This window comes from Streptomyces sp. NPDC003284 (genome assembly GCF_053589675.1).
In genome coordinates, this window is record NZ_JBSFSI010000013.1 from 54,252 (window position 1) to 76,296 (window position 22,045).

Consider the following 22,045-nt stretch of genomic DNA (forward strand, 5'->3'; position numbering starts at 1 on the left):
GGGAGGCTCCCGCTCTGGCCAGAGTGCGCTACTCGTGAGTAACCTTCGGGCATGAGCGCAGATCAGATGTCCATCGGCGAACTGCTCGCCGCCACGGTGCCGATGGTTCGCACCCTGAACCTCGAGTACCTGGAGACCACTCCGGAGCGGGCCGTCCTCGCCCTGCCGGACCAGGAGGAGTACCGCAACCACGTCGGCGGGCCGCACGCCGGGGCGATGTTCACGCTCGGCGAGTCGGCCAGCGGCGCCATCGTCCTCGCCGCCTTCGGCGATCAGCTCTCCCGCGCGGTGCCGCTGCCGGTGGACGCGCGGATCGCCTTCAAGAAGATCGCCCTCGGGCCGGTCAAGGCCACCGCGACCCTCGGCCGCCCGATCGCCGAGGTCGTCGCCGAACTCGACGAGGGCAAGCGCCCCGAGTTCCCGGTGGCCGTCGAGATCCAGCGCGAGGACGGCGCCGTCACCACCGAGATGACCGTGGTCTGGACGCTCCGCCCCAACAGCTGACCGCCGCCGACCGGGGCGGCACCGCCCACCGGCGCCCGCCCCGGCGGGCGGTGTCACGCCCGGCGGCCGGGGCGCTCTCGCGCGCACGCCGGAAGCGCCGCCCGACCCGGTACGCTTCTTGAGGGGCGCGCGTTCGGGGGGCGCCCTTCGGGAACGCACGTGACGCGCTGCGCGCGTGACACGAAACGGGGAGGATCCGGCGGTGCACGTCCAGGATTGGCTCGACACGGTGCCTGCGGCCGCCGTCTACGCCGTGGTGGCGCTAGTCATCGGCCTGGAGAGCCTGGGCATTCCGCTGCCCGGCGAGATCGTTTTGGTCTCCGCCGCGCTGCTGTCCTCGCAGAACTCGGGCATCAACCCCATCGTGCTCGGCGCGTGCGCCACCGCGGGCGCGGTCGTGGGCGACTCCATCGGCTACGCCATCGGCCGCAAGGGCGGCAGACCGCTGCTCGCCTGGCTCGGGAGGAAGTTCCCGAGACACTTCAGCGAGGGCCATGTCGCCACCGCCGAACGCTCCTTCCAGAAGTGGGGCATGTGGGCCGTGTTCTTCGGCCGCTTCGTCGCCCTGCTGCGCATCTTCGCCGGGCCGCTCGCCGGTGTGCTGCACATGCCGTACTGGAAGTTCCTGATCGCCAACGTGCTCGGCGGCATCTGCTGGGCGGGCGGCACGACGGCCGTCATCTACTACGTCGGTGTCGTCGCCGAGTCCTGGCTGAAGAAGTTCTCCTGGCTCGGCCTGGTGGCGGCCGTGCTCATCGGCCTCGTCTCCTTCCTGGTGGTCAAGCGCAAGGCCAAGAAGGCGCAGGCCGCCCACCAGGAGAGCGAGACGGCGGAGCCGGTCGCCGCGGGCGAGTAGCCCCGTCCCGCCCTTCCGCTCCTCCCGCCCCCTCTCCCCTCCGGGGGTCCGGGGCTCTAGCCCTCGGCGCCGCCCGCCGGTTCCCGCCGTGCGTGGGCGTCGCGGTGCGCCTTCGCCAGCTCCGCGTACATCGTGCCGTTGAGCGTGATCCCCCGGCGCTCCTCCTCGGTCAGCTCCCGCCTGACCTTGGCGGGCACGCCCGCGACCAGCGAGCCCGGCGGTACGCGCATGCCCTGCGGCACCAGCGCCTGCGCGGCGACCAGCGACCCGGCGCCGATCACCGCGCCGTTCAGCACCGTCGCGCCCATCCCGATCAGGCAGTCGTCCTCGACCGTCGCACCGTGCACCACCGCGTTGTGCCCCACGGAGACGCGCGCGCCGACGCTCACCGGGAAGGTCGGGTCGGCGTGCAGGGTGCAGTTGTCCTGCACATTGCTGTCCGCGCCGACCGCGATCCGCTCCACGTCACCGCGCAGCACCGCGCCGTACCAGACACTCGCCCCCGCGCCGAGCACCACCTCACCGATCACCGACGCCGAAGGTGCCACGAACGCCTCCGCGTCCACCTGCGGCTCCCGGCCGCCGATGCCCATGACCAGCGCCTCGCGCGTCATCCTCGTCCCGCCTTCCGCTGCCGTCCGCGGCCTCCTCGGGGCCGGGTACCCGGGCACCGTACGTCATCCGGTGGGGTGAAGATCACAGGTGTCCGGCCGCGTGCGGGCGATGCGCCCTGAGTACGGTGAGCGGGTGCCTCAGCGCAAGAACACGTTCTCGTCATGGTCATCGTGGTCGTCTCGGTCTTCGTTCTGGTCGCGCCGGATCGCGCAGCGCGCCGTCCACGCGGGCTGGGCCTGGGTGCAGCGCACGGGTTCCGTCACCGCGGAGCACCCCGGCCGGCTCCGCTTCGGCGCGATGGGAACAGGTACCAGACTGGCCTTCCCGCTCGGCACGGTCTTCGGCGAACCCTGGATCCACCTCGGCGCCCACTGCATCGTCGGTGAGCAGGTCACGCTGACGGCCGGCCTGATGCCCGACCTCGACCTGGGTCCGGAGCCGATCCTGCGCATCGGCGACGGTGTCGTCCTCGGCCGCGGCAGCCATGTCATCGCCGACACCACGGTCACCATCGGCAGCGACTGCTACGTCGGCCCCTACGTCTACGTCACCTCCACGAACCACTCCTACGACGACCCGCACCAGCCCATCGGCAGGCAGTGGCCGCGGATGGAGCCGGTGGAGATCGGCCCGGGATGCTGGATCGGCACCGGTGCCGTCGTCCTGCCGGGCGCCCGGATCGGCCGGAACGTGGTGGTCGCCGCCGGGGCGGTGGTCCGCGGCGAGGTGCCCGACCACGCGGTCGTGGCCGGTGCGCCCGCCCGGGTCGTACGCCGCTGGACGCCCGCCGAGGGCTGGCAGCCGCCGCTGCGCACCCCGGCGCCCGTGCCGATACCGGACGGCGTCACTCCGGAACAGCTGCTGGCGCTGGCGTCCCTGGCGGAGGACGGCGCGGCCGGTCCGCTCGCCGGGCTGGACGCGGAGAGCTGACCGGCGGAGCGCAGGCCGGACACCGGAGAGGAGCAGGCCGGACACCGGAGAGGAGAGGGGAGCGGCCGGACGCCGGAGGGAGGCCGGACGGCCGGGAAGTGTCGTCGCGGCGGCCTCGCAGTACAGTTCGGCGGACGAGCGGGTGCACTCCACCGTAGTTCAGTGCGGAAAACCCTGACATTCATCATATTGGACGGAATGTGTCGGACCTCGAACTGCTGACCCAGTCCCTGGCGCGCAACGTCAGACGCTGGCGCGGCGAGCGCGGCTTCACCCTGGACGCCCTCGCCGCCCGCGCGGGCGTCAGTCGCGGCATGCTCATCCAGATCGAGCAGGCCCGCACCAACCCCAGCCTCGGCACCGTCGTCAAGATCGCCGACGCGATCGGGGTCAGCATCACCACCCTGCTCGACTACGAGCGGGGTCCCAAGGTCCGGATCGTCCCCGCCGACCAGGCGGTCCGGCTCTGGCACACCGAGGCGGGCAGCTACAACCGGCTGCTCGCCGGTGCCGAGGCGCCCGGCCCGCTGGAGATGTGGGAGTGGCGGCTGATGCCGGGGGAGTCCAGCGCCTCCGATCCGCATCCCGGCGGCACCGTCGAGATGGTCCATGTCACGGCGGGTGAACTGACGCTCACCGTGGACGGCACGGAGTACCGCGTGCCCGCGGGTGCGAGCGCCTCGTTCGAGGCGGGCGCCCCGCACGCGTACGCCAACACCGGTGCTGTTCCCATGGAGTTGGTGATGGTGGTGTCCGTACCGCCGCCCGCCCACTGAGACGTCCGGCGGACCGTGTCGCGCCCTTGCTAGCGTGCCGCCATGCGTGCACCCATCGGCGATTTCGACCACGCCGTCCCCGCCCCCGACTGCCTCGACGAACTGATCGGCCCTGTCGCCGACGCCGTGCGCCACTGGCGCGGCAGTGTTCCCGCCGACCAGATCGTCCACGTCGACACCGACCCGCAGTGGGCCGACACCGCCGCCTTCGTCGAGCACTACGGACGCGAGCTGCTCGAACAGTCGGCGAACTGCGTCGTGGTCGCGGGCAAACGCGGCGGCACCTCGCGGTTGGCCGCCTGCGTGGTCCTCTCCACCACCCGCGTCGACGTCAACGGCGTGGTGCGTCGTCAGCTCGACGCGCGCAAGGCGTCCTTCGCGCCGATGGACGTCGCCACCGGCGAGACCGGCATGGAGTACGGCGGCATCACCCCGCTCGGCCTGCCCGAGGACTGGCCCGTGCTGGTCGACTCGGCCGTCGTCGACCTGCCGTACGTCCTGGTCGGCAGCGGCCGGCGGCGCGGCAAGCTCCTGGTGCCGGGCAAGGCGTTCACGGAGATCCAGGGGGCCGTGGTCCTGGACGGCCTGGGCGTCTGACCGGCGGAGCCGAGGACGGCGACGGGCCGGTGCCGGGCCGCCGGGCCCGGCGCCGGGCCGCGCACGGTCCTAGCGCGCCTGCTCCAGGCGGGGGATCTCGATGGCCGGGCAGCGGTCCATCACCATCTCCAGGCCCGCGGCCCGGGTGCGCGCGTACGCGTCCTCGTCGACGACACCGAGCTGGAACCACACCGCCCGCGCGCCCTCGGCGACCGCCTCGTCGGCGACCTGCCCGGCCAGCCGGCTGTTGACGAACACATCGACGACGTCCACGTCGAAGGGAATGTCCGCCAGCCGGGCGTAGCCCTGCTCGCCGTGCACGGTCTCCGCCGCCGGGTGCACGGGGACCACCCGTTTGCCGAACCGCCGCAGCACCTCGGCGACGCCGTACGCGGCCCGGTCCCGGTTGTTCGACAGGCCCACGACGGCCCAGGTGTCACCGAGCCCGGTCAGGATCCTGCGCACCGTCTCCGCATCGCCGTACACCACTGTTCTCCTCACACCTCGGGACACCTCGGGAAGGGGCCGCTCCCGTCTCGGGGAGGACGCCACGGACGCGGCAACGCCGCGACCGGGCCGCGGATTCCCCGGCCGGGGGTGCGCCACACCGTCCGCAATGTGGGCCACATGCCTGCGCCCGGCCCCTCGGCCCCTTACGCTCGGCCCGTGCTGCGCATCACCGACGCCCGAACCGGCGAGCCCGTCGACGCCGCCCCGGCCCGCCGCGGCCTGACCCGTATCGAGGCGCACGCGTCCGGCTTCGACGCCACCGGTCTGCGCGTGCTCCTCGTCGCCGACCTGCTCGTCCGCGCCCTGGAGCTGGGCGGGACACCGGTGTGGGCGCTGCTGACCGGCGACCGGGAACAGGCGGAGCTGCGGGCGGGCGCCGCGGCCCTCGGCATCCACCCCTTCGAGGACAGCAGGGGCCTGGGCGCCGCCCTCGGCGAGTCACAGGTGGTACATGTGGCCCGCGAGGACGACCACGGCGCGACCGGCGGCGTACGGCTCGCCGTCGCCCCGGTGGACGCGGCGGTCCCCGTCACCCCCGCCCCCGACGGCGACCCCGCCGCCTGGCGTCTGGCGCTCCTCGCCCAGCCCCGCGCCCGGCGCGTACGCCTGGACGCGGACACGCCGGACGTGGCCGGTACGACCCTCGCGCGCTGGCGCGGCGCCGTCGCGGACTGGGCCCGTCGGCCCTCGCGGCCGATCCCCGACGACGTACGCGCCGAGCTGCGCGCCGCCTGGGAGGACGACCTCGACATCCCGGCGGCGCTCGGCGTACTGGAGCGGGCCGCGTCCCGCCCCGACCTGCCCGACGGCGCCCGCTTCGAGACGTACGCCTACGCCGACCGGCTGCTCGGCCTCGACCTCGCCCTCGACGTGGGGCGCGGCGCGTGATCGTCCGCCCGGCCGCCGGACCGCTGCGCCGACTGGTGGTGCTGCGGCACGCCAAGTCGGCCCGGCCCGAGGGCGTCACCGACCACGAGCGCCCGCTCGCCGCCCGGGGCCGCCGGGACGCACCGGCCGCCGGGCGCGCGCTCGCCGAGGCCGACACGCTGCCGGACCTCGCCCTGTGCTCCACCGCCCTGCGCGCCCGCAGGACCTGGGAGCTGGCCGCCGCCCAGTGGGGCACCCCGCCGCCCGTCCGCTACGACCCGAGGCTCTACGCGGGGGACGCGCCCCGCCTCCTGGAGGTGGTGCGCGAGGTGCCGCCCCATGTCGAGACGCTGCTCCTGGTCGGGCACAACCCGGGCCTGGAGGACCTGGTCCGCGACCTCGCCGGGGACGGGCTCGACGACACGCTCGACCGGCTCCGGGTGAAGTTCCCGACGTCCGCGATCGCCGTACTGTCCTGGCACGGCACGGGCTGGCCCGCGCTCGCCCCCGGAGCGGCCCTGCTGACCGCCCTGCTGGTGCCTCGCGGCACGCGGCCCTAGCCTCGGCGGCGCTCTTGCCTCGGCGGCTCCGGCCTCGGCGGCGCTCAGGCCCCGGCGGCGCTCCGCCCCGTGGCCGGGGGCGGGCGGCGTCCGCATAGGCTGGCCGGATGCAGGACGAGTACCGCACCGTCGCCCGAGCAGGCGTCCACGAGACCGAGATCAACCGCTCGCGCTTCCTGTGCGCGCTCGCCCCGGCCGCCGACGAGCGGGAGGCGCAGGAGTTCGTCGCCGCGGTCCGCAAGGAGCACGCCGACGCCACGCACAACTGCTGGGCCTATGTGATCGGGGCCGACGCCGGCACCCAGCGGGCCAGCGACGACGGCGAACCGGGCGGCACCGCGGGCGTGCCCATGCTCCAGATGCTGCTGCGCCGCGACATGCGGTACGTCGTCGCCGTGGTCACCCGCTACTACGGAGGCGTGAAGCTCGGCGCGGGCGGTCTCATCCGGGCCTACGGCGGCGCGGTGGGGGAGGCGCTGGACACCCTGGGCACCGTGACGCGCCGCCGCTTCCGGCTGGCCACGGTCACCGTCGACCACCAGCGGGCCGGCAAGGTGCAGAACGACCTGCGGGCCACCGGGCGCGCGGTGCGCGACGTGCGCTACGGCGAGGCCGTCACCATCGAGATCGGTCTGCCGGACGCCGACGTGGACGCCTTCCGGGCCTGGCTGGCGGACGCCACGGCCGGGACCGCCGGGTTCGAACTGGGCGGCGAGGCCTACGGCGACGCGTGAAAGCTCACGCGACATGGCGGGCATGTGCGGATAAAAGGGGACGAACGGTACCGGGCGTGGCGGGCCGATACGGGCGTGAGCACCCGTGCTGTCGGACCCGGCGGCTAGTCTTCGAGGATCATGAGGTTCCTGCACACTTCCGACTGGCACCTGGGCCGGGCGTTCCACCGCGTGAACATGCTCGAAGCCCAGGCCGCCTTCGTCGGCCACCTCGTGGCGACCGTGCGCGAGCGCGAGGCCGACGCGGTGGTCGTGTCGGGAGACGTCTACGACCGCGCGGTGCCGCCGCTCGCCGCCGTCGAGCTGTTCGACGACGTCCTGCACCGCCTCGCCGCCCTCGGCGTGCCCACCGTGATGATCAGCGGCAACCACGACTCCGCCCGCAGACTCGGTGTGGGCGCCGGACTGATCGGCCGCGCGGGCATCCACCTGCGCACCGAGCCCGCCGCCTGCGGCACCCCCGTGGTACTGCGGGACGCCCACGGCGACGTCGCCTTCTACGGGCTGCCGTATCTCGAACCCGCCCTGGTCAAGGACGAGTTCGGGGTCGCGAGGCCGAGCCACGAGGCCGTCCTCGCCGCCGCCATGGAGCGGGTGCGCGCCGACCTCGCGGGCCGCGCGCCCGGCACCCGCTCCGTCGTCCTCGCGCACGCCTTCGTCACCGGCGGCGAGGCCAGCGACAGCGAACGGGACATCACCGTGGGCGGCGTCGCCGCCGTCCCCGCGGGCGTCTTCGACGGCGTCGACTACGCGGCCCTCGGGCACCTGCACGGCAGCCAGGCCATCTCCGAGCGGGTGCGCTACTCCGGCTCACCCCTGCCGTACTCCTTCTCGGAGGCGGCGCACCGCAAGAGCATGTGGCTCGTCGACCTGGACGCGGCCGGGACCGTCACCGCCGAGCGTGTCGACTGCCCCGTCCCCCGCCCGCTGGCCCGGATCCGGGGGCCGCTGGAGGACCTGCTCGCCGATCCGGACCTCGCCCGCCACGAGGACTCCTGGGTCGAGGCCACCCTGACCGACGCCGTCCGCCCGGCCGACCCGATGGCCCGGCTCGCCGCGCGCTTCCCGCACACCCTCAGCCTGGTCTTCGCCCCCGAGCGGGCCCCCGACGACCCGGACGTGTCCTACGCCCGCCGCCTCGCGGGCCGCAGCGACGAGCAGATCGCGCGGGACTTCGTCGCCCATGTGCGCGGAGCGGGCCCCGACACGCACGAACAGGCGGTGCTGCGCGACGCGTTCGACGCGATGCGCGCCGACGACGCCGGACGCGAACGCGAGGCGGCACGGTGAGCCCCCGCCGCGCCCCGGGGCGCCCCGCCGGACCGGAGGGGGCCCGATGAGGCTGCACCGGCTCGACATCACCGCCTTCGGCCCCTTCGGCGACACCCAGAGCGTCGACTTCGACGCCCTGTCCGCCGCCGGGCTGTTCCTGCTGCACGGCCCCACCGGCGCCGGGAAGACCTCCGTCCTGGACGCCGTCTGCTACGCGCTGTACGGATCCGTGCCCGGAGCCCGGCAGAGCGCCCAGGGCGCCACCCTGCGCAGCGACCACGCGGCCGCGGGCACCCGCACCCAGGTCACCCTGGACGTCAGCGTCGCCGGGCGGCGCCTGGAGATCACCCGCCTGCCGCCCTGGGAGCGCCCGAAGAAGCGCGGCACCGGCACCACCGTGGACAAGGCGCAGACCTGGCTGCGCGAGTACGACGCGACGGCGGGCGCCTGGAAGGACCTCAGCCGCTCCCACCAGGAGATCGGCGAGGAGATCACCCAGCTGCTCGGCATGAGCCGCGAGCAGTTCTGCCAGGTCGTGCTGCTGCCGCAGGGCGAGTTCGCGCGGTTCCTGCGCGCCGACGCCGAGGCCCGCGGCAAGCTGCTCGGCCGCCTGTTCGACACCCAGCGGTTCGCCGACGTGGAACGGCGCCTCGCCGACCGCAGGCGCGCCACCGAGGCCCAGGTCCGCGAGGGTGACGCCGCGCTGCTCGCGGACGCGCACCGCATGCAGCAGGCGGCCGGCGACGCCATGGAACTGCCCGCACTGGCACCCGGCGACCCGGGCCTGGCCGAGGCCGTCCTGAGTGCCGCGGCCGTCGCCCGCAGCACCGCCCGGGAGCAGGCCACCGTCGCCCACTGCCGGCTCACGGCCGCCGAGACCGCGCGCGCCGCCGCCGCGCGCACCCTGGACGACGTACGCGAACGGGCCCGGCTGCAACGCAGGTTCGCCGAGGCGCGGCAGCGCGCCGAACGGCTCGGCGAGCGGGCCGGTGCCCACCGCGCGGCGCAGGAGCGGATGGAGCGGGGACGCAAGGCGGAGACCGTGGCGCCCGCCCTGGCGCTGCGCGAGGCGGCCGACGCCGAACACCGCCGGGCGACCGCCGCCGACGCACGCGCGCGTGCCCTGCTGCCCGAGGACAGCGCGCAGGCCGGTCCGGCCGGGCTCGCCGCCGCCGCGCGCCGCGCCGCCGAGGAACTGGGCGGCCTGGAGTCGGCCCGCCGCGCCGAGCGCCGCCTGACCCACCTCGCCGCCGAACGGGCCGAGGTGGACCGCCAGGCCCGCGCCGACGAGGACCAGTTGCACGACGCCGAGGGCTGGCTCGCCGGATGGGAGACGGCCCGCGCCGCCCTCCAGGCCCGTATCGAGTCCGCGCAGGAGGCGGCCGGCCGGGCCGAACAGCTCGCCGTGCGCCGGGAGTCCACGCGGACCCGGCTGGAGGCCGCCCGCACCCGCGACCGGCTGACCGGGGAGGCCGCACAGGCGCAGCGGTCCGCCCTGGACTCCGCCGAGCGCGCCGTACGGTCCCGGGACCGCTGGCTCGACCTGAAGGAACAGCGGCTGAACGGCATCGCCGCCGAACTGGCCGCCGGGCTCACCGACGGCGCGCCCTGCGCCGTGTGCGGCGCCACCGAGCACCCCGCGCCCGCGCGCAAGGTCGCCGGGCACGTCGACCGGGCGGCCGAGGAGCGCGCCCAGGCCGCCCACCAGGACGCCGAGGAACAGCGCGCGCGGGACGAGCGCCGCCTCGCCGCCGTACGCGAGGCGCTGGCCGCCGCCACCGCCGAGGCGGGTGACGCGCCCGCCGCCCAGCTCGCCGGGGAGGCCACCGAACTGGAGCGGCTGTTCACGCGTGCGCGGGGCGAGGCGTCCGCGCTGCACGCCGCGCAGGTGGAGCTGCGCACGGCCGAGGAGGAGCACGCCCGGCGCCTGGCCGTGCTGCGGCAGGCCGAGGTCCGCGCCGCCGCCCGGCAGACCCGCAGGGAGAACCTGGACCGCGAACGCGCCGCCCTCGAAGCGGAACTCGCCGAGGCCCGGGGCGGCGCGGGCAGCGTCGCCGCACGCGCCGCCGAACTGGAGCGGCACGCCGCCCGCCTCGCCGACGCCGCCGACGCGGCGCGCGCCGCCGAGGAGAGCGCCGAACGCCTCAAGGACGCCGACGGGCGGCTCGCCGAGGCCGCCTTCCGGGCGGGCTTCGAGACCCCGCGTGCCGCGTCCGACGCCCTCCTCGACGACGCCGCCCACCGCGACCTCCAGCACCGCCTGGACGCCTGGCACGCCGAGGAGGCGGCCGTCCGCGCCGTGCTCGCCGAGGCCGACACGGTGGCCGCCGCCGGACAGCCCGCCGCCGACGTCCCCGCGGCGGAGGCCACCGCGGAGACGGCCGGGCGGCGGCTGCGCGAGGCCGCCTCCGCGCGGGACGCGGCGGCCCGCCGCTGCGCCGAACTCGACCGGCTCTCCGCACGGGCGGCCACCGGCGTACGCCGGCTCGCCCCGCTGCGCACGCAGTACGACCGGGTGGCCCGGCTCGCCGCGCTCACGGCGGGCACCTCCGCCGACAACGAACGCCGGATGCGGCTGGAGTCCTACGTCCTCGCCGCCCGCCTGGAACAGGTGGCCGCCGCCGCCACCGCGCGGCTGGGGCGCATGTCCTCCGGCCGCTACACCCTGGTCCACTCCGACGACCGGGCCGGACGCGGGCGCAGCGGCCTCGGGCTGCACGTCGTGGACGCCTGGACCGGCCGCGAGCGGGACACGGCCACCCTGTCCGGCGGCGAGACGTTCTTCGCGTCCCTCGCCCTCGCCCTCGGCCTCGCCGACGTCGTCACCGACGAGGCGGGCGGGGTCCGGCTGGACACCCTCTTCATCGACGAGGGCTTCGGCAGCCTGGACGACCAGACCCTCGACGAGGTCCTCGACGTCCTCGACTCCCTGCGCGAACGCGACCGCAGCGTCGGCATCGTCAGCCATGTCGCGGACCTGCGCCGTCGCGTCCACGCGCAACTGGAGGTCGTCAAGGGGCGGTCGGGGTCGTCCGTGCGGCAGACCGGCCTCGCCTGAGCCTGCCCGGCTCAGCGGCCCAGCGGGCGGCGCGGCAGCGGCGAGGAGTACACGACGCTCGTGGTCACCGAGCCCAGGGCGCCGATGCGGCCGGTGGTCTCCTCCAGGTGGCGCATGGAGCGGGCGGTGACCTTGATGACGAAGCAGTCGTCGCCGGTCACATGGTGCGCCTCCAGGATCTCGGGGGTGGCGGCGACCAGGTCGTGGAAGGGCTTGTAGTTGCCGTGGGGGTAGCGCAGCCGGACGAAGGCGAGGATCGGCAGGCCCAGGCGCTCCGGGTCGACCACGGCCGCGTAGCCCTGGATGACGCCCGCCTCCTCCAGCCGCCGCACCCGTTCGGTGACGGCGCTCGGGGACATGGAGACGGCTCGGGCCAGCTCGGCGAAACTGGCCCGTCCGTCGCGCTGGAGGGCATCGAGGATGCGCCAGTCGGTGGCGTCCGGGGAAAACACGGTCATGAGGGGTGGATAGCAGGTGGATCCCCGGCGGATCAAGGGGAGCACCGGTGATCGCCACTTCAGGAGAGCGGTCCACGACCGTAGATTTCCGGTCGTCGGAGTGATCTGCGGAAGGACCGGACGATGACCGCCACCACTGCCCACCGGGCGCCGAACCCCGTCCTGCGGGTGCCCCCGGCGGCCCCCGCCGAGGCCGCCGCGCACTTCCGGGCGAGCCTCGCCCTCCATGCCGACGTCTCGGACGTCGCCGCCGCGCTCTTCGCCGGTGGCGACCCGGGGTTCGTGGTGGTCGACTCCCGTTCCACCGAGTCCTGGGACCAGGGCCATGTCCCCGGCGCGGTGCACCTGCCCACGGCGCTGATCCCCGGGCAGGCCCCGGCGCTGCTCGACCCGGCCGTCCCGGTCGTCACCTACTGCTGGGGCCCCGGCTGCGACGGCGCGGCCCGCGCCGCCCTCGCCCTCGCCGAACTCGGCTACGCGGTCAAGGAGATGCTCGGCGGCTTCGAGTACTGGGTGCGCGAGGGCTTCGCCTACGAGACCTGGCAGGGCGGCGAGCGCCGGAACCCCGACCCGCTCACCGCGCCGGTCGCGGGGGACGACTGCGGCTGCTGAGCGGCGGCACGGCCACAGCGGGGGGCAGGAACGCGGGCGGGGGGGGGGGGGGGGGGGGCGGGCCCGGGGGGGGGGGGGGGGGGGGGGGGGGGGGGGGGGGGGGGGGGGGGGCCCCCCCCCCCCCCCCCCCCCCCACCCCCCTTCTTTTCTCTTCTCCGTCTCAGGGACGGGTCACAGCTGGGACAGCTCGTCCAACAGGTCGTCCAGGCCCAGCGAGCCCTGCGAGAGCGCCGCCATGTGCCAGGCCTTGGCGTCGAACGCGTCGCCGTGCCGCTTCCGGGCGTTCTCCCGGCCCAGCAGCCAGGCACGCTCGCCCAGCTTGTAGCCGATGGCCTGGCCGGGCATCGACAGATAGCGGATCAGCTCGCTCGCCACGAAGTCCCGCGGACGGCTGCTGTGCGCGCCGAAGAACTCCAGGGCCAGCTCCGGCGTCCAGCGCTCGCCCGGGTGGAACGGCGAGTCCGCCGGGATCTCCAGCTCCAGGTGCATGCCGATGTCGATGATGACGCGGACGGCGCGCATCATCTGCGCGTCCAGATAGCCGAGCCGCCGCTCCGGGTCGGTGAGGAAACCGAGTTCGTCCATCAGGCGCTCCGCGTACAGCGCCCAGCCCTCGGCGTTGGCGCTGACGATGCCCACGGTCGCCTGGTAGCGCGAGAGGCTGTCCGCCACGTGCGCCCACTGCGCGAGCTGGAGGTGGTGGCCCGGCACACCCTCGTGGTACCAGGTCGAGACCAGGTCGTAGACCGGGAAGCGGCTCTGCCCCATGGTGGGCAGCCAGGTCCGGCCCGGCCGGGAGAAGTCGGCGGACGGCGCCGTGTAGTACGGGGCCGCGGCACCGCCGGGCGGCGCGATGCGGGACTCCACGCGCCGTACCCGCTCGGCGAGTTCGAAGTGGGTGCCGTCGAGCGCCTCGATCGCCTCGTCCATCAGGGCCTGGAGCCAGTCGCGGACCTCGTCGACGCCCTCGATGTGCGTGCCGTGCTCGTCGAGGTGCGCGAGCGCCGTCCAGGGGGTCTCGGCGCCCGGCAGGACCTTCTCGGCCTCCTTCTTCATCTCGCCGAGCAGCCGGTGGAACTCCGACCAGCCGTACGCGTAGGCCTCGTCGAGATTCAGGTCCGTGCCGTTGTAGTAGCGGGAGAAACGCGCGTAGCGTTCGCGGCCGACCGTGTTCGGCGTGCGCTCGACGGCGGGTGCGTAGACGTCCCGCATCCAGTCCCGCAGCGACACGACGGAGGCGGTGGCCGCCCGCGCGGCCTCGTCCAGCTCGCCGCGCAGGGAGTCGGGGCCCGCGGCGGCGAAGTCCTCGAACCAGCCGCGGCCCGAGCCGTCCGTGTCCGACCACTCGGTGAGCTGGCCGATGAAGGTCTCCGTGGGCCGCGGAGCCGCGTACAGCTTGCGCTCCAGACCCAGGGTCAGGGACTCCCGGTAGCCCTCCAGCGCGGCCGGGACCGCGCGCAGCCGCTCGGCGACCGCCGCCCAGTCCTCGTCGGTGTCGGTGGGGGTGATGGTGAACGCCTCGCGCACCGAGTGCACCGGGCTGTGGATGTTGCTCACCGCGCGCAGGCCCTCGTCGGCCTCGTGCACCGCGATCTCCGCGGTCAGCCGCTCGCGCAGCAGGCGCGCGCACCGGCGCTCGGCCTCGGAGTCCGCGCCGGGGCGGCGCTCCGCCTCGGCCAGCCGCGCCAGCGTGGTGCGCGCCAGCTCCGCGACCGTCTCCTGACCCGCGGGCGAGGTGTCGGGCAGCTTGCCCGAACTCTCCTTCACGCCGAGGTAGGTACCGGTGATCGGGTCGAGGGCGATGAGTTCGTCGACGTAGGCGTCGGCGACCTGACGGGGCAGCGGGCTCTTGGTGTCTGACATGCGGCCCATCCTCGTACGAGGACGTGGTCCGCGTCAGCCCGGTTGTCCGCGTGAGCGGCCCGGAACCGCCGGTTACCGGTCCGATTTCGCTCAGAGCGTCGCCGGCCGCTCGCCCGGCGGCAGCAGCGGCCCGCAGTCCCACTGCTGGAAGATCAACCGGGTCTCCACCCGGGCCACCTCGCGCCGTGCCGTGAACTCGTCCAGCACCAGACGCTGAAGATCCGCCATGTCCGCCACCGCCACATGCACCAGGTAGTCGTCGGGCCCGGTCAGATGGAACACCGTCAGCGACTCCGGCAGCGCTCTGATCCGGTCGACGAACGGCCCCACCAGCTCCCGGCGATGCGGCCTGACCTGCACCGACAGCAGCGCCTGGAGACCACGGCCCAGCTTGGCGGGGTCCAGCCGCAGCTGGTGGCCGAGGATCACGCCCGAGCGGCGCAGCCGGGTCACGCGGTCGAGACAGGTCGACGGGGCGACCCCGATCCGCGCGGCGAGATCCCGGTAGGTGGTCCGGGCGTCGTTCTGCAGCAGTCGCAGCAGATGGAGATCCACCGGATCCAGTACGACTGAGGCGGCCATGCGCCGAACGTAGCACGGCCACTCGCCCGGTGACCCCGGCCGGTGTTCACCCTTCGGTCATGGACACGCCCATGGACTCCGCGCGCACGCCCGCGTACGACGACCCGCGTCCCGCACCCCGCGCCCTGGCCACCGAGGCCGTGCACGCCGGGCGCGAGGATCTCGCCCGGCAGGGACTGCACGCCCCGCCGATCGACCTGTCCACCACCTACCCCTCCTACGACACCCGGGCCGAGGCCGCCCGCATCGACGCCTTCGCCGCCGACGGCGCCGAGTTCGAGGGGCCGCCCGTCTACGGGCGCCTCGGCAACCCGACGGTGTCCCGCTTCGAGACCGCCCTCGCCCGGCTGGAGGGCACCGAGGCCGCGGTCGCCTTCGCCAGCGGGATGGCCGCGCTCAGCGCGGTCCTGCTCACCCGGTCCGCGCTGGGCCTGCGGCACGTGGTGGCGGTACGCCCCCTGTACGGATGCAGCGACCATCTGCTGACCGCCGGACTCCTCGGCTCCGAGGTGACCTGGACCGACCCGGCGGGCATCGCCGACGCGCTGCGCCCGGACACCGGCCTGGTGATGGTGGAGTCCCCGGCCAACCCGACGCTGGCCGAGGTGGACCTGCGGGCCGTCGCCCACGCCTGCGGCTCCGTACCGCTGCTCGCCGACAACACCTTCGCCACCCCCGTGCTGCAACGCCCGGCCGGGCAGGGCGCCCGGCTGGTGCTGCACAGCGCCACCAAGTACCTGGGCGGGCACGGCGATGTGATGGCCGGTGTCGTCGCCTGCGACGAGGAACTCGCCGGGCGCCTGCGCCAAGTGCGCTTCGCCACCGGCGGTGTCCTGCACCCGCTCGCCGGATACCTGCTGCTGCGCGGCCTGTCCACGCTGCCCGTGCGGGTACGCGCCGCCTCGGCCACCGCCGCCGAACTGGCCGCCCGGCTTGCGGCCGACCCCCGGATCGCCCGCGTGCACTACCCGCGCATCGGCGGCGCGATGGTCGCCTTCGAGGTGCACGGTGACCCGCACGAGGTCATCGGCCGGGTGCGGCTGATCACGCCCGCCGTGAGTCTGGGCAGCGTGGACACGCTGATCCAGCACCCCGCCTCCATCAGCCATCGCATCGTGGACGCCGAGGACCGGCGCGGCGCCGGGGTCAGCGACCGCTTGCTGCGGATGTCGGTCGGCCTGGAGGACGTCGACGACCTGTGGGCCGACCTGGACGCCGCCCTGGGGGACCGGCAGTCGCAGGACCGGGAGCGCCCGGGGGCGCGGGGACTGCATCCGGCGGTGGGCTGAGCGCCGCCGCCGGGCAGGCCGCCCTCTCCGGAAGTCCCGCCGGGGGATCCGGAGAGGGCGGCTGTCGGTGAGCGGGCCGGTGATGTGTGCGCGGCCCTGGGCACGGCGGCAGGCAGCGGGGCGCGGGGGAGGGCGCGGGGGGCGTGCGCGCGGCGGCCGCGGACCGGTGCTGCTCGTCCGTGGCCGGGCGCGCAGGCCGTCCGCGGTCAGCCGCGCAGGCGGCCCGGCCCGTCGTACTCCTCGCGGCGGCTGTCGTACGCCGCCGGGCGGCCGGAGACCGGCCCCGCGTCCAGCCGGGCCGTGATCACCAAGGTGCCCTCCTCGATCTGGTAGTCCAGCGGCAGGCCGAGGCCCCGCATGGCGCTGACCATGCCGGTGTTCGCGGCCTGGGTGACGGCGTACACGCTGGCGCAGCCCGCCTCGACGGCCAGGGCCACGAGCCGGCCCAGCAGTTCGGCGCCGACACCGCGCCGCTGCCAGGCGTCCTCGACGAGCAGGGCCACCTCCGTCTCGTCGCCGTCCCAGAGCAGATGGCCGAGGCCGATGATCCGGCCGGACGCGGTCTGCGCGGCGAGGGTCCGGCCGAAGCGCGGACTGAGGAGGTGGTTCAGATAGCGGTCGGCGTCCTTCACCGGCCCGTGGTACCGCAGGCCGAGGGTGCGCGCCGAGCAGCGCTCGTGCATCCGCCGGGCCGCCGCGAGGTCGCCCGTGTCGGCGCGGCGCACGGTGATCGCCTCGCCCTCGGGCAGCGTCAGCACGTCCTGGCCGCGCGGCACCCGCGGACCGAGCCGCGTGTCCAGTTCCACCAGCGCGCGGGCCCGCGCGAACTCCGTGGGCGTGAACGGCAGATACGGCCGCTCCACGGTGATGACCCCGCCCTCGGGCGCGCGCAGCCTCAGCACCGTGTCCTCCAGCACGCCCTCGGCCGGCACCTCCGCGTCGGCCCCGGCGCCGCCCGCCGGGCGCCCCGGCAGCGAACGGATGGTGCACCTGCCCAGCAACTGGCGCAGCGCCAGCGGGAGTTCCGCGGTGTCCAGCGCGGTGCGGGCCGCCAGGCCGAGGACCCGCGTCGGCGCGTCCACCAGGTCGTGGGCGTCGGCCCGCTCGATCCAGGTGTCCGTGCCACCGGCCGACCGCGCCGACCGGGTCAGCTCCGACGCCTCGATGCCGCCCGGGGCGCGCAGCAGGAACTCGTCCACCGTGCCCTCCGCCAGCGGATGCGTCTGGAGGCTGAGGATGTCGACGCCCCGTTCGGCCAGGGCCGCGCAGAGCACGGCCAGCGACCCCGGTTCGTCCCGTACCGTCGTCCGCATCCGCCACAGCGTGCTCGCCGCCGCGGCGCGGTCCCCGGCCGCCGGTGCGGACTCGGGCGCGGGCCCGGCCTGCCGTCCCCCGGCGGCGAGCGGCCGGGCGCCGGTATCCTCCGCCGGGGGAGGTGCGTGACCGTGGCGCCGTGCCCACCAGGTGTGGAAGCCCGCCGTCGCGAGCAGCACCAGCGCCGAGGCGACCAGCAGGGCGGGCCCGTCCGGGCCGTGCCCGATCAGGTTCGCCACCGCGTCGGCCACCGCGACGGCCGTGAACAGCGCGGCCAGCTCGACCATGTCCCGGCGCCAGTGGTGCACCGGACGCCCGTGCCGCGTGATCCGTGTCACATCAGACATTTCTCTTCTCATGCCGTCACTGTGGAGGAACCGTGTTGCCTGATCACGAACGCTCTGTGACTTACTGGTAAAGCGCGGTTCTGCGTGTTTTACCGCCTTTCGTGTCGGCCGGTGCTCTTCGGTGGGCTCCCTTCGGCCGATGTCCGCCCGCCGGTCCGCCGCCCCGGGCGGCCGTCGTGCCGCGTCAGGCGGCCAGCCCCGCCGTCAGCGCGCCCCGCAGCCGACGAGCCTCCGTGACCACCCGGGACGAGCCGCGCCGCTCCGCCGCCCCGGCCAGATGGGGCAGCTCGCCCCGTGCCCCCGACCGTTCGGCGCACTCGGCGGCGACCGCCAGCAGCTCCCCGAGCCCGCGCACCGGCGCGGCCGGACCGTCGGTGGCCAGATCGGCGAGCAGCACGGGCAGGGTGTGCCCCAGCAGGTTCCACACGGTGGTGTGCGCCCCGGTGGCGGCGGCCGTCCGCAGCGAGTCCACGAGGCGGAGCGGCTTCACGGCGCCGCGCCGTATCAGCTGCCCCAGGTCCGCGCCGAGCCGGGGCGCGTCCAGCTGCCCGCGCGCCGCCAGCACCAGCAGCGCGTCGACGGCGGCGAGCCGGTCCTCCGGATGCCGCGCCCCCAGCCCGTACGCCACGGCGAGATGCGTCGTCTCGCCCGCCTCCCCGCCGGACTCGGCCAGCAGCGGCAGCACATGGGACATGCCCCGTACGTCGTGCAGGGCGAGGTGGGACAGGTCGCGCAGCATCCGCACCGCCACCAGCTCACGCCGCTCGGGCAGCACGGCCGGCCACTGCGCCTTCAGCGAGTCGTACCAGTGGTAGCAGTCGCGCCCCTCCTGCGACGCGCTCACCGGTCTGCCCAGCGCCCGGAAGGCGGGCGGGAAGTCCTCCTGGAGTTCGAGCAGTTCACCCAACTCGGTCAGGATCGCCGGTCCCGACGTGGTCCGCCGGACCACCGGTGTCCCGGGGCGCTCCCCGGTCAGCCAGCGGGCGAGCCTGGCCCCCTCCGCCGTGCCGAGGGCCGCCGCCCGCCGGGCCGCCGCCTCGGCCGCCGCGCGGTCCTCACGCCGTACCCGCAGGAGAGCCTGCGCGAAGTCGGCCGCCGCCACCCGCGCCCCCAGCCGCCCGTACTCCTCCAGGCGCGTCACCAGCTCGCCGGGCTCCAGCAGGCCCGTGCTCCAGGTGGGCGTCGCCAGCAGGAAGGGCAGCGGCTGAGTCCGTATCCGGTACGCCACTTCCCACATGCGGCTGTCGAAGGCGTGCGACAGCGTGCCGTGCCCGCAGAGGCGCCTGGGCACCTCGGCCTGCGTGGCGCAGTGGAGCCTGGTGACGCTCACCTTCTCGTGCAGCGCGACCAGCAGCAGGTCGAGGGCGTCCGACGTGCCCACCAGGCCCCGGTAGTGCCGGTGGAAGCGGCTCTCGACGCGCCCGGCGGCGTGCTCCTCGGTCTCCGCCCACCAGCGGCGGGCGACCACCGGCTCCAGTGCCTCCCGCAGCGCCGCCGCGTCGCGGAACGCGTGGCGCACCAGCCCGTCCAGGGTCCGCTCGAAGGTGGCGCAGTCGCTCTCCGCCGCCAGGGCGGCCCCCACCTCCTCGGCCAGCTCGGCGGCCGAGGACGGGGCCGGGGCCAGCCGCGCCGGGCGCGGCACCGGCGGCAGGACCTCCTCGTGCACCAGCGCGGACGAGTCCAGCGGCGCAGCGCCCAGGGAACCGGTCGCGCGGGCGCGCAGCGCGGGTCCGAGCTGCTCGGCCGCCGCGACTACCGACGCCCGCGCCCCGGCGGACCGCAGCTTCTTCAGATGCCGCTCCACGAGCTTGAGCGCCCGCTCCTGCACATCCGCGTCCTCGTGCCCGAAGGCCTCGGCGACAGCGGGCAGCAGCACGTCGGCGGCACCGGCGTCCCGGCCGAGCACCTTGCCCAGCAGCACCAGCTGCGTCCGCACCAGCTTGCGTTCCGGACGGAACAGGACCGCGGCGGACAGCTGCGCCAGCGAGCGGTGGGGCAGTACGCCGTCCAGGGCCAGGGCACCGAGCAGCGCCTGCGCGTGGGCGGCCACCGGGGACGCAGCGTCGGAGGTCATCGCCACCCAGTCGGCCACCCGCGCCCGCTCCTCCTCACGGGTCAACTCCAGTGCCTTCAGCACCCGCAGGAACGCCCGGTGGTCTCCGGTGGAGCCGCCGCGCAGCAGCCGGGCCACGCAGGCGTCGACCGTCTCCGCGCGGTCGAGCCTGCCGTCCGCGGTGAGCAGGGCCAGCGCGCCGTGCCAGCTGTGCGGGCCCTCCTCCGAGCCCCAGCCGAGCACTGCGCCGATGTCGTCCGTCGCGAAGAGCGCCCGCACCAGCTCCCTCAGCTGCGGCTCGCCGCGCAGCCGGTCCGTCAGATGGCCACCGCGCTGCCACAGCCCGGCCATGTGCTGCGCCCAGCCCCGCACATAGGCGTCGCTCGTCGGCACCGGGCAGCCGGCCAGCCGCACCAGTCCGGCCATCAGCTCGAACCGCACCCCCGAGGAGGCGGGCCGCTGCGCGAGCCGGTGCACCACGTCGGCCAGCCAGGCCGGATCCCGGTCGCCCAGCAGATGGAGGAAGACCGCGGGGGCGGCCCCCGGCCAGCGCATGTCGGCGGCCGCGATCCAGGTCGCCACGCCCGCCGCGCCGGTCTGGCACGCTGCGCCCGCCGCGTGCAGCGCCGGGTAGGCACGGCGGGACTCCGCGCCCCACCGCGCGGCCCGCAGCTCCTTGCGCAGCTCCTTCAGCGCGGGGAACTCCGCCCGCCGTTCGGCGTCGGTCATCCCGTCGAGCAGGGCGACCGTCTCGGCCGTCCGTCCGGCCCGTACCGCGTCCATCAGCCCGCTCATCGCACACCCCCGTCGACCGTCGCGCCACCGCGCGTCCCGTTCTGTGTCCCACCGGTACGGCCGCGCCGCACCATGCTCACCGCGAGCGCGTGCTTGCACGGTCCGCGTCCGCCCCGGTACTTCGCCCACCACAGGCAACTGCAACTGAGCGCCCCGTGCTCGCCCCGCACCCGGTGGGTGTGGCCGTCCTCGGCCGTGACCGTCGCCAGGGCGCCGTCCAGCGCCACCGCGCCCGCGTCGACCAGTGCCCGCGCGGCCCGCAGCCGCGGGTTGTGCCGCTCGGCGCGCCCGGCGTCGTAGGGCAGCTCCCGGTGGAAGTACGCGGCCTCGGCCGTGTCGTAGCCGACGCGGCCCGAGGTGCCGAGCCGCACCAGCGCGGCGCGCACACGCTCGGGGGTCAGCCCGGAGGAGGCGGCCAGGTCGGCGATGTCGACGCGGGGCTCCCAGGCCAGCAGCACCGAGATCAGCTCGGCGTCCTCGGCGGCCTCCTCACCGGCCAGCGCCTCCAGGACACCGCCCTCGCCGGAGAAGCCGCGCGCGGCGTCCGGGGACAGGGTCAGCGTCAGCCGCATACCGGGCAGGACGGCCTCCCAGGCGCCGGCCGCCGCGGCGTCGCCGCCCACCGCCGGGCCGTAGATCCGCAGGGCCGTCGCATGGCGCAGCACCCGCTGGAGCGAGGCCAGCCGCTCCGGTCCCGGCAGGCACACCGCGCCGGGCACCGGCCGCGTCGTGGGCCGCAGCGAGCGCCCCGCGGGCACCACCCAGCGCGGGCCGCCGCCTCGGCTGCCGCGCGGCAGCGACCGCAGGAAGCGCACCGCCTCGGCCGCGGTCAGCTCGGCCCGCAGATCGAAGGCGGACGCTATGACCTGGGCCTCGGCGAAGCCGCGCAGCCACCGGTCGGGCAGCGGGACCTTCTTCTCCACCACCGGCCCGTCCAGCGTGGTCACCGCCAGCTCCTCCGGGCCGACCCGCAGATGCAGCGGATCGTCCGCGCCGATCCGGGACAGCGCCTCGCGCAGCGGGTTGTTGACGTCGACATTGGTCGTGCCGTGCCCGACGTCGCCGCCGTCGAGACCGGAGCGCAGGACGTCCAGACGCGCGTACACCCCGCAGCAGCCGGAGAAGGACTCGAAGCGCAGCCGGTCGCCGTTGCCCGTCACCACCGGATCGAGGGAGGCGCGCAACTGCGGCTGGTAGTAGCGCGCGGCGGCCACGTCCGCCACCGCCAGCAGCCCCGCCGCCGCCGTCTGCGGCCGCGTCAGGAAGCCCGCGAAGAAGCGCGGATGGTCCTCGGCGCCCGCCGGGGTGGCGCCCCGGGAGGTCTCCAGTCCCAGGCGCCGGCCGCCCTCGGCCGACTCCAGCACCGAGGGTCGCCGATAGGTCACGTTCTGCAAAGATCGCGTCATGGGAAAACCGTAGAGGCGACCACTGACAATCGGCCCTGACCTGCGAA

20 protein-coding genes are annotated in these 22,045 nt (G+C 75.4%); 12 read left to right on the forward strand and 8 right to left on the reverse strand.

Annotated features, from left to right (window positions below):
• Positions 1-66 precede the first annotated feature (66 nt).
• Together ACWDYF_RS25145 and ACWDYF_RS25150 are read left to right on the forward strand one after the other, a co-directional pair.
• Entirely contained in the window at positions 67-504 is a 438-nt protein-coding gene (locus ACWDYF_RS25145) for a DUF4442 domain-containing protein (protein ID WP_018571151.1), read from the forward strand.
• 202 nt (positions 505-706) lie between these two features.
• A complete protein-coding gene (locus ACWDYF_RS25150; protein ID WP_018571150.1) occupies positions 707-1,360 on the forward strand; it encodes a DedA family protein in 654 nt (217 codons plus the stop codon).
• 56 nt (positions 1,361-1,416) lie between these two features.
• On the opposite strand, the gene ACWDYF_RS25155 is transcribed toward ACWDYF_RS25150, so the two are convergent.
• Positions 1,417-1,974, reverse strand: a complete 558-nt coding sequence (locus tag ACWDYF_RS25155) for a gamma carbonic anhydrase family protein (RefSeq protein ID WP_381740491.1) — start codon at positions 1,972-1,974, stop codon at positions 1,417-1,419.
• A gap of 133 nt (positions 1,975-2,107) precedes the next feature.
• Here ACWDYF_RS25155 and ACWDYF_RS25160 point away from each other — a divergent pair, with 133 nt between their 5' ends.
• The 3 genes from ACWDYF_RS25160 (at position 2,108) to ACWDYF_RS25170 (ending at position 4,278) form a co-directional block, all read left to right on the forward strand.
• Positions 2,108-2,905 carry an acyltransferase gene (locus tag ACWDYF_RS25160; RefSeq protein WP_381740489.1) on the forward strand — a complete coding sequence of 266 codons (798 nt, stop codon included), beginning with the start codon at positions 2,108-2,110 and terminating at the stop codon, positions 2,903-2,905.
• A 200-nt stretch (positions 2,906-3,105) separates the two neighbouring features.
• Positions 3,106-3,681, forward strand: coding sequence for a helix-turn-helix domain-containing protein (locus ACWDYF_RS25165; RefSeq protein ID WP_037897141.1), 576 nt, complete (start codon positions 3,106-3,108; stop codon positions 3,679-3,681).
• A gap of 42 nt (positions 3,682-3,723) precedes the next feature.
• Positions 3,724-4,278, forward strand: coding sequence for a YbaK/EbsC family protein (locus tag ACWDYF_RS25170; protein ID WP_389471858.1), 555 nt, complete (start codon positions 3,724-3,726; stop codon positions 4,276-4,278).
• Between the two features lie 69 nt (positions 4,279-4,347).
• Here ACWDYF_RS25170 and ACWDYF_RS25175 read toward each other — a convergent pair whose 3' ends face one another.
• Positions 4,348-4,764 (reverse strand): CoA-binding protein, encoded by a 417-nt coding sequence (locus tag ACWDYF_RS25175; protein WP_389471861.1) that lies wholly within the window; start codon positions 4,762-4,764, stop codon positions 4,348-4,350.
• A 180-nt stretch (positions 4,765-4,944) separates the two neighbouring features.
• Between ACWDYF_RS25175 and ACWDYF_RS25180 the strand changes: the two genes are divergently transcribed.
• The 5 genes from ACWDYF_RS25180 (at position 4,945) to ACWDYF_RS25200 (ending at position 11,279) form a co-directional block, all read left to right on the forward strand.
• Positions 4,945-5,676 (forward strand): hypothetical protein, encoded by a 732-nt coding sequence (locus ACWDYF_RS25180; RefSeq protein WP_389471864.1) that lies wholly within the window; start codon positions 4,945-4,947, stop codon positions 5,674-5,676.
• Positions 5,673-6,215 (forward strand): SixA phosphatase family protein, encoded by a 543-nt coding sequence (locus tag ACWDYF_RS25185; RefSeq protein WP_018571143.1) that lies wholly within the window; start codon positions 5,673-5,675, stop codon positions 6,213-6,215. Before ACWDYF_RS25180 ends, ACWDYF_RS25185 begins: the two co-directional genes overlap by 4 nt.
• A gap of 107 nt (positions 6,216-6,322) precedes the next feature.
• Positions 6,323-6,949, forward strand: a complete 627-nt coding sequence (locus ACWDYF_RS25190; RefSeq protein WP_381740483.1) for a YigZ family protein — start codon at positions 6,323-6,325, stop codon at positions 6,947-6,949.
• A 120-nt stretch (positions 6,950-7,069) separates the two neighbouring features.
• Entirely contained in the window at positions 7,070-8,239 is a 1,170-nt protein-coding gene (locus ACWDYF_RS25195) for an exonuclease SbcCD subunit D (protein ID WP_389471867.1), read from the forward strand.
• A 46-nt stretch (positions 8,240-8,285) separates the two neighbouring features.
• Positions 8,286-11,279 carry an AAA family ATPase gene (locus tag ACWDYF_RS25200; RefSeq protein ID WP_389471870.1) on the forward strand — a complete coding sequence of 998 codons (2,994 nt, stop codon included), beginning with the start codon at positions 8,286-8,288 and terminating at the stop codon, positions 11,277-11,279.
• A gap of 11 nt (positions 11,280-11,290) precedes the next feature.
• On the opposite strand, the gene ACWDYF_RS25205 is transcribed toward ACWDYF_RS25200, so the two are convergent.
• Positions 11,291-11,737, reverse strand: coding sequence for an Lrp/AsnC family transcriptional regulator (locus ACWDYF_RS25205; protein WP_064531495.1), 447 nt, complete (start codon positions 11,735-11,737; stop codon positions 11,291-11,293).
• A gap of 123 nt (positions 11,738-11,860) precedes the next feature.
• Here ACWDYF_RS25205 and ACWDYF_RS25210 point away from each other — a divergent pair, with 123 nt between their 5' ends.
• Positions 11,861-12,349, forward strand: coding sequence for a rhodanese-like domain-containing protein (locus ACWDYF_RS25210; protein ID WP_389471874.1), 489 nt, complete (start codon positions 11,861-11,863; stop codon positions 12,347-12,349).
• Positions 12,350-12,520: 171 nt separating this feature from the next.
• Here ACWDYF_RS25210 and ACWDYF_RS25215 read toward each other — a convergent pair whose 3' ends face one another.
• Together ACWDYF_RS25215 and ACWDYF_RS25220 are read right to left on the reverse strand one after the other, a co-directional pair.
• Positions 12,521-14,212 carry a DUF885 domain-containing protein gene (locus ACWDYF_RS25215; RefSeq protein WP_389471878.1) on the reverse strand — a complete coding sequence of 564 codons (1,692 nt, stop codon included), beginning with the start codon at positions 14,210-14,212 and terminating at the stop codon, positions 12,521-12,523.
• 90 nt (positions 14,213-14,302) lie between these two features.
• Positions 14,303-14,794, reverse strand: a complete 492-nt coding sequence (locus tag ACWDYF_RS25220) for an Lrp/AsnC family transcriptional regulator (RefSeq protein ID WP_018571136.1) — start codon at positions 14,792-14,794, stop codon at positions 14,303-14,305.
• A gap of 71 nt (positions 14,795-14,865) precedes the next feature.
• On the opposite strand from ACWDYF_RS25220, the gene ACWDYF_RS25225 reads away from it, so the two are divergent.
• Positions 14,866-16,083 (forward strand): trans-sulfuration enzyme family protein, encoded by a 1,218-nt coding sequence (locus ACWDYF_RS25225; protein ID WP_389471971.1) that lies wholly within the window; start codon positions 14,866-14,868, stop codon positions 16,081-16,083.
• 206 nt (positions 16,084-16,289) lie between these two features.
• Here the strand turns inward: ACWDYF_RS25225 and ACWDYF_RS25230 are convergent, their stop codons facing one another.
• The 3 genes from ACWDYF_RS25230 to ACWDYF_RS25240 all read right to left on the reverse strand — a co-directional run bounded on the left by ACWDYF_RS25230 (position 16,290) and on the right by ACWDYF_RS25240 (position 21,998).
• The gene (locus ACWDYF_RS25230) at positions 16,290-17,744 is read right to left on the reverse strand and encodes a GNAT family N-acetyltransferase (protein WP_389471882.1); all 1,455 of its coding nucleotides are present in this window, start codon (positions 17,742-17,744) and stop codon (positions 16,290-16,292) included.
• A gap of 184 nt (positions 17,745-17,928) precedes the next feature.
• Positions 17,929-20,592, reverse strand: a complete 2,664-nt coding sequence (locus ACWDYF_RS25235) for a DUF7824 domain-containing protein (protein ID WP_389471885.1) — start codon at positions 20,590-20,592, stop codon at positions 17,929-17,931.
• The gene (locus ACWDYF_RS25240) at positions 20,589-21,998 is read right to left on the reverse strand and encodes an SWIM zinc finger family protein (RefSeq protein ID WP_389471888.1); all 1,410 of its coding nucleotides are present in this window, start codon (positions 21,996-21,998) and stop codon (positions 20,589-20,591) included. Before ACWDYF_RS25240 ends, ACWDYF_RS25235 begins: the two co-directional genes overlap by 4 nt.
• Positions 21,999-22,045: the final 47 nt, after the last annotated feature.

Bases quoted from the DNA above. Each gene is read 5' to 3' on its own strand.
- ACWDYF_RS25145 (WP_018571151.1), top strand. From the start codon at position 67: ATGTCCATCGGCGAACTGCTCGCCGCCACGGTGCCGATGGTTCGCACC.
- ACWDYF_RS25155 (WP_381740491.1), bottom strand. From the start codon at position 1,974: ATGACGCGCGAGGCGCTGGTCATGGGCATCGGCGGCCGGGAGCCGCAG.
- ACWDYF_RS25170 (WP_389471858.1), top strand. From the start codon at position 3,724: ATGCGTGCACCCATCGGCGATTTCGACCACGCCGTCCCCGCCCCCGAC.
- ACWDYF_RS25190 (WP_381740483.1), top strand. From the start codon at position 6,323: ATGCAGGACGAGTACCGCACCGTCGCCCGAGCAGGCGTCCACGAGACC.
- ACWDYF_RS25195 (WP_389471867.1), top strand. From the start codon at position 7,070: ATGAGGTTCCTGCACACTTCCGACTGGCACCTGGGCCGGGCGTTCCAC.
- ACWDYF_RS25200 (WP_389471870.1), top strand. From the start codon at position 8,286: ATGAGGCTGCACCGGCTCGACATCACCGCCTTCGGCCCCTTCGGCGAC.
- ACWDYF_RS25205 (WP_064531495.1), bottom strand. From the start codon at position 11,737: ATGACCGTGTTTTCCCCGGACGCCACCGACTGGCGCATCCTCGATGCC.
- ACWDYF_RS25210 (WP_389471874.1), top strand. From the start codon at position 11,861: ATGACCGCCACCACTGCCCACCGGGCGCCGAACCCCGTCCTGCGGGTG.
- ACWDYF_RS25215 (WP_389471878.1), bottom strand. From the start codon at position 14,212: ATGTCAGACACCAAGAGCCCGCTGCCCCGTCAGGTCGCCGACGCCTAC.
- ACWDYF_RS25220 (WP_018571136.1), bottom strand. From the start codon at position 14,794: ATGGCCGCCTCAGTCGTACTGGATCCGGTGGATCTCCATCTGCTGCGA.
- ACWDYF_RS25225 (WP_389471971.1), top strand. From the start codon at position 14,866: ATGGACTCCGCGCGCACGCCCGCGTACGACGACCCGCGTCCCGCACCC.
- ACWDYF_RS25230 (WP_389471882.1), bottom strand. From the start codon at position 17,744: ATGTCTGATGTGACACGGATCACGCGGCACGGGCGTCCGGTGCACCAC.
- ACWDYF_RS25235 (WP_389471885.1), bottom strand. From the start codon at position 20,592: ATGAGCGGGCTGATGGACGCGGTACGGGCCGGACGGACGGCCGAGACG.
- ACWDYF_RS25240 (WP_389471888.1), bottom strand. From the start codon at position 21,998: ATGACGCGATCTTTGCAGAACGTGACCTATCGGCGACCCTCGGTGCTG.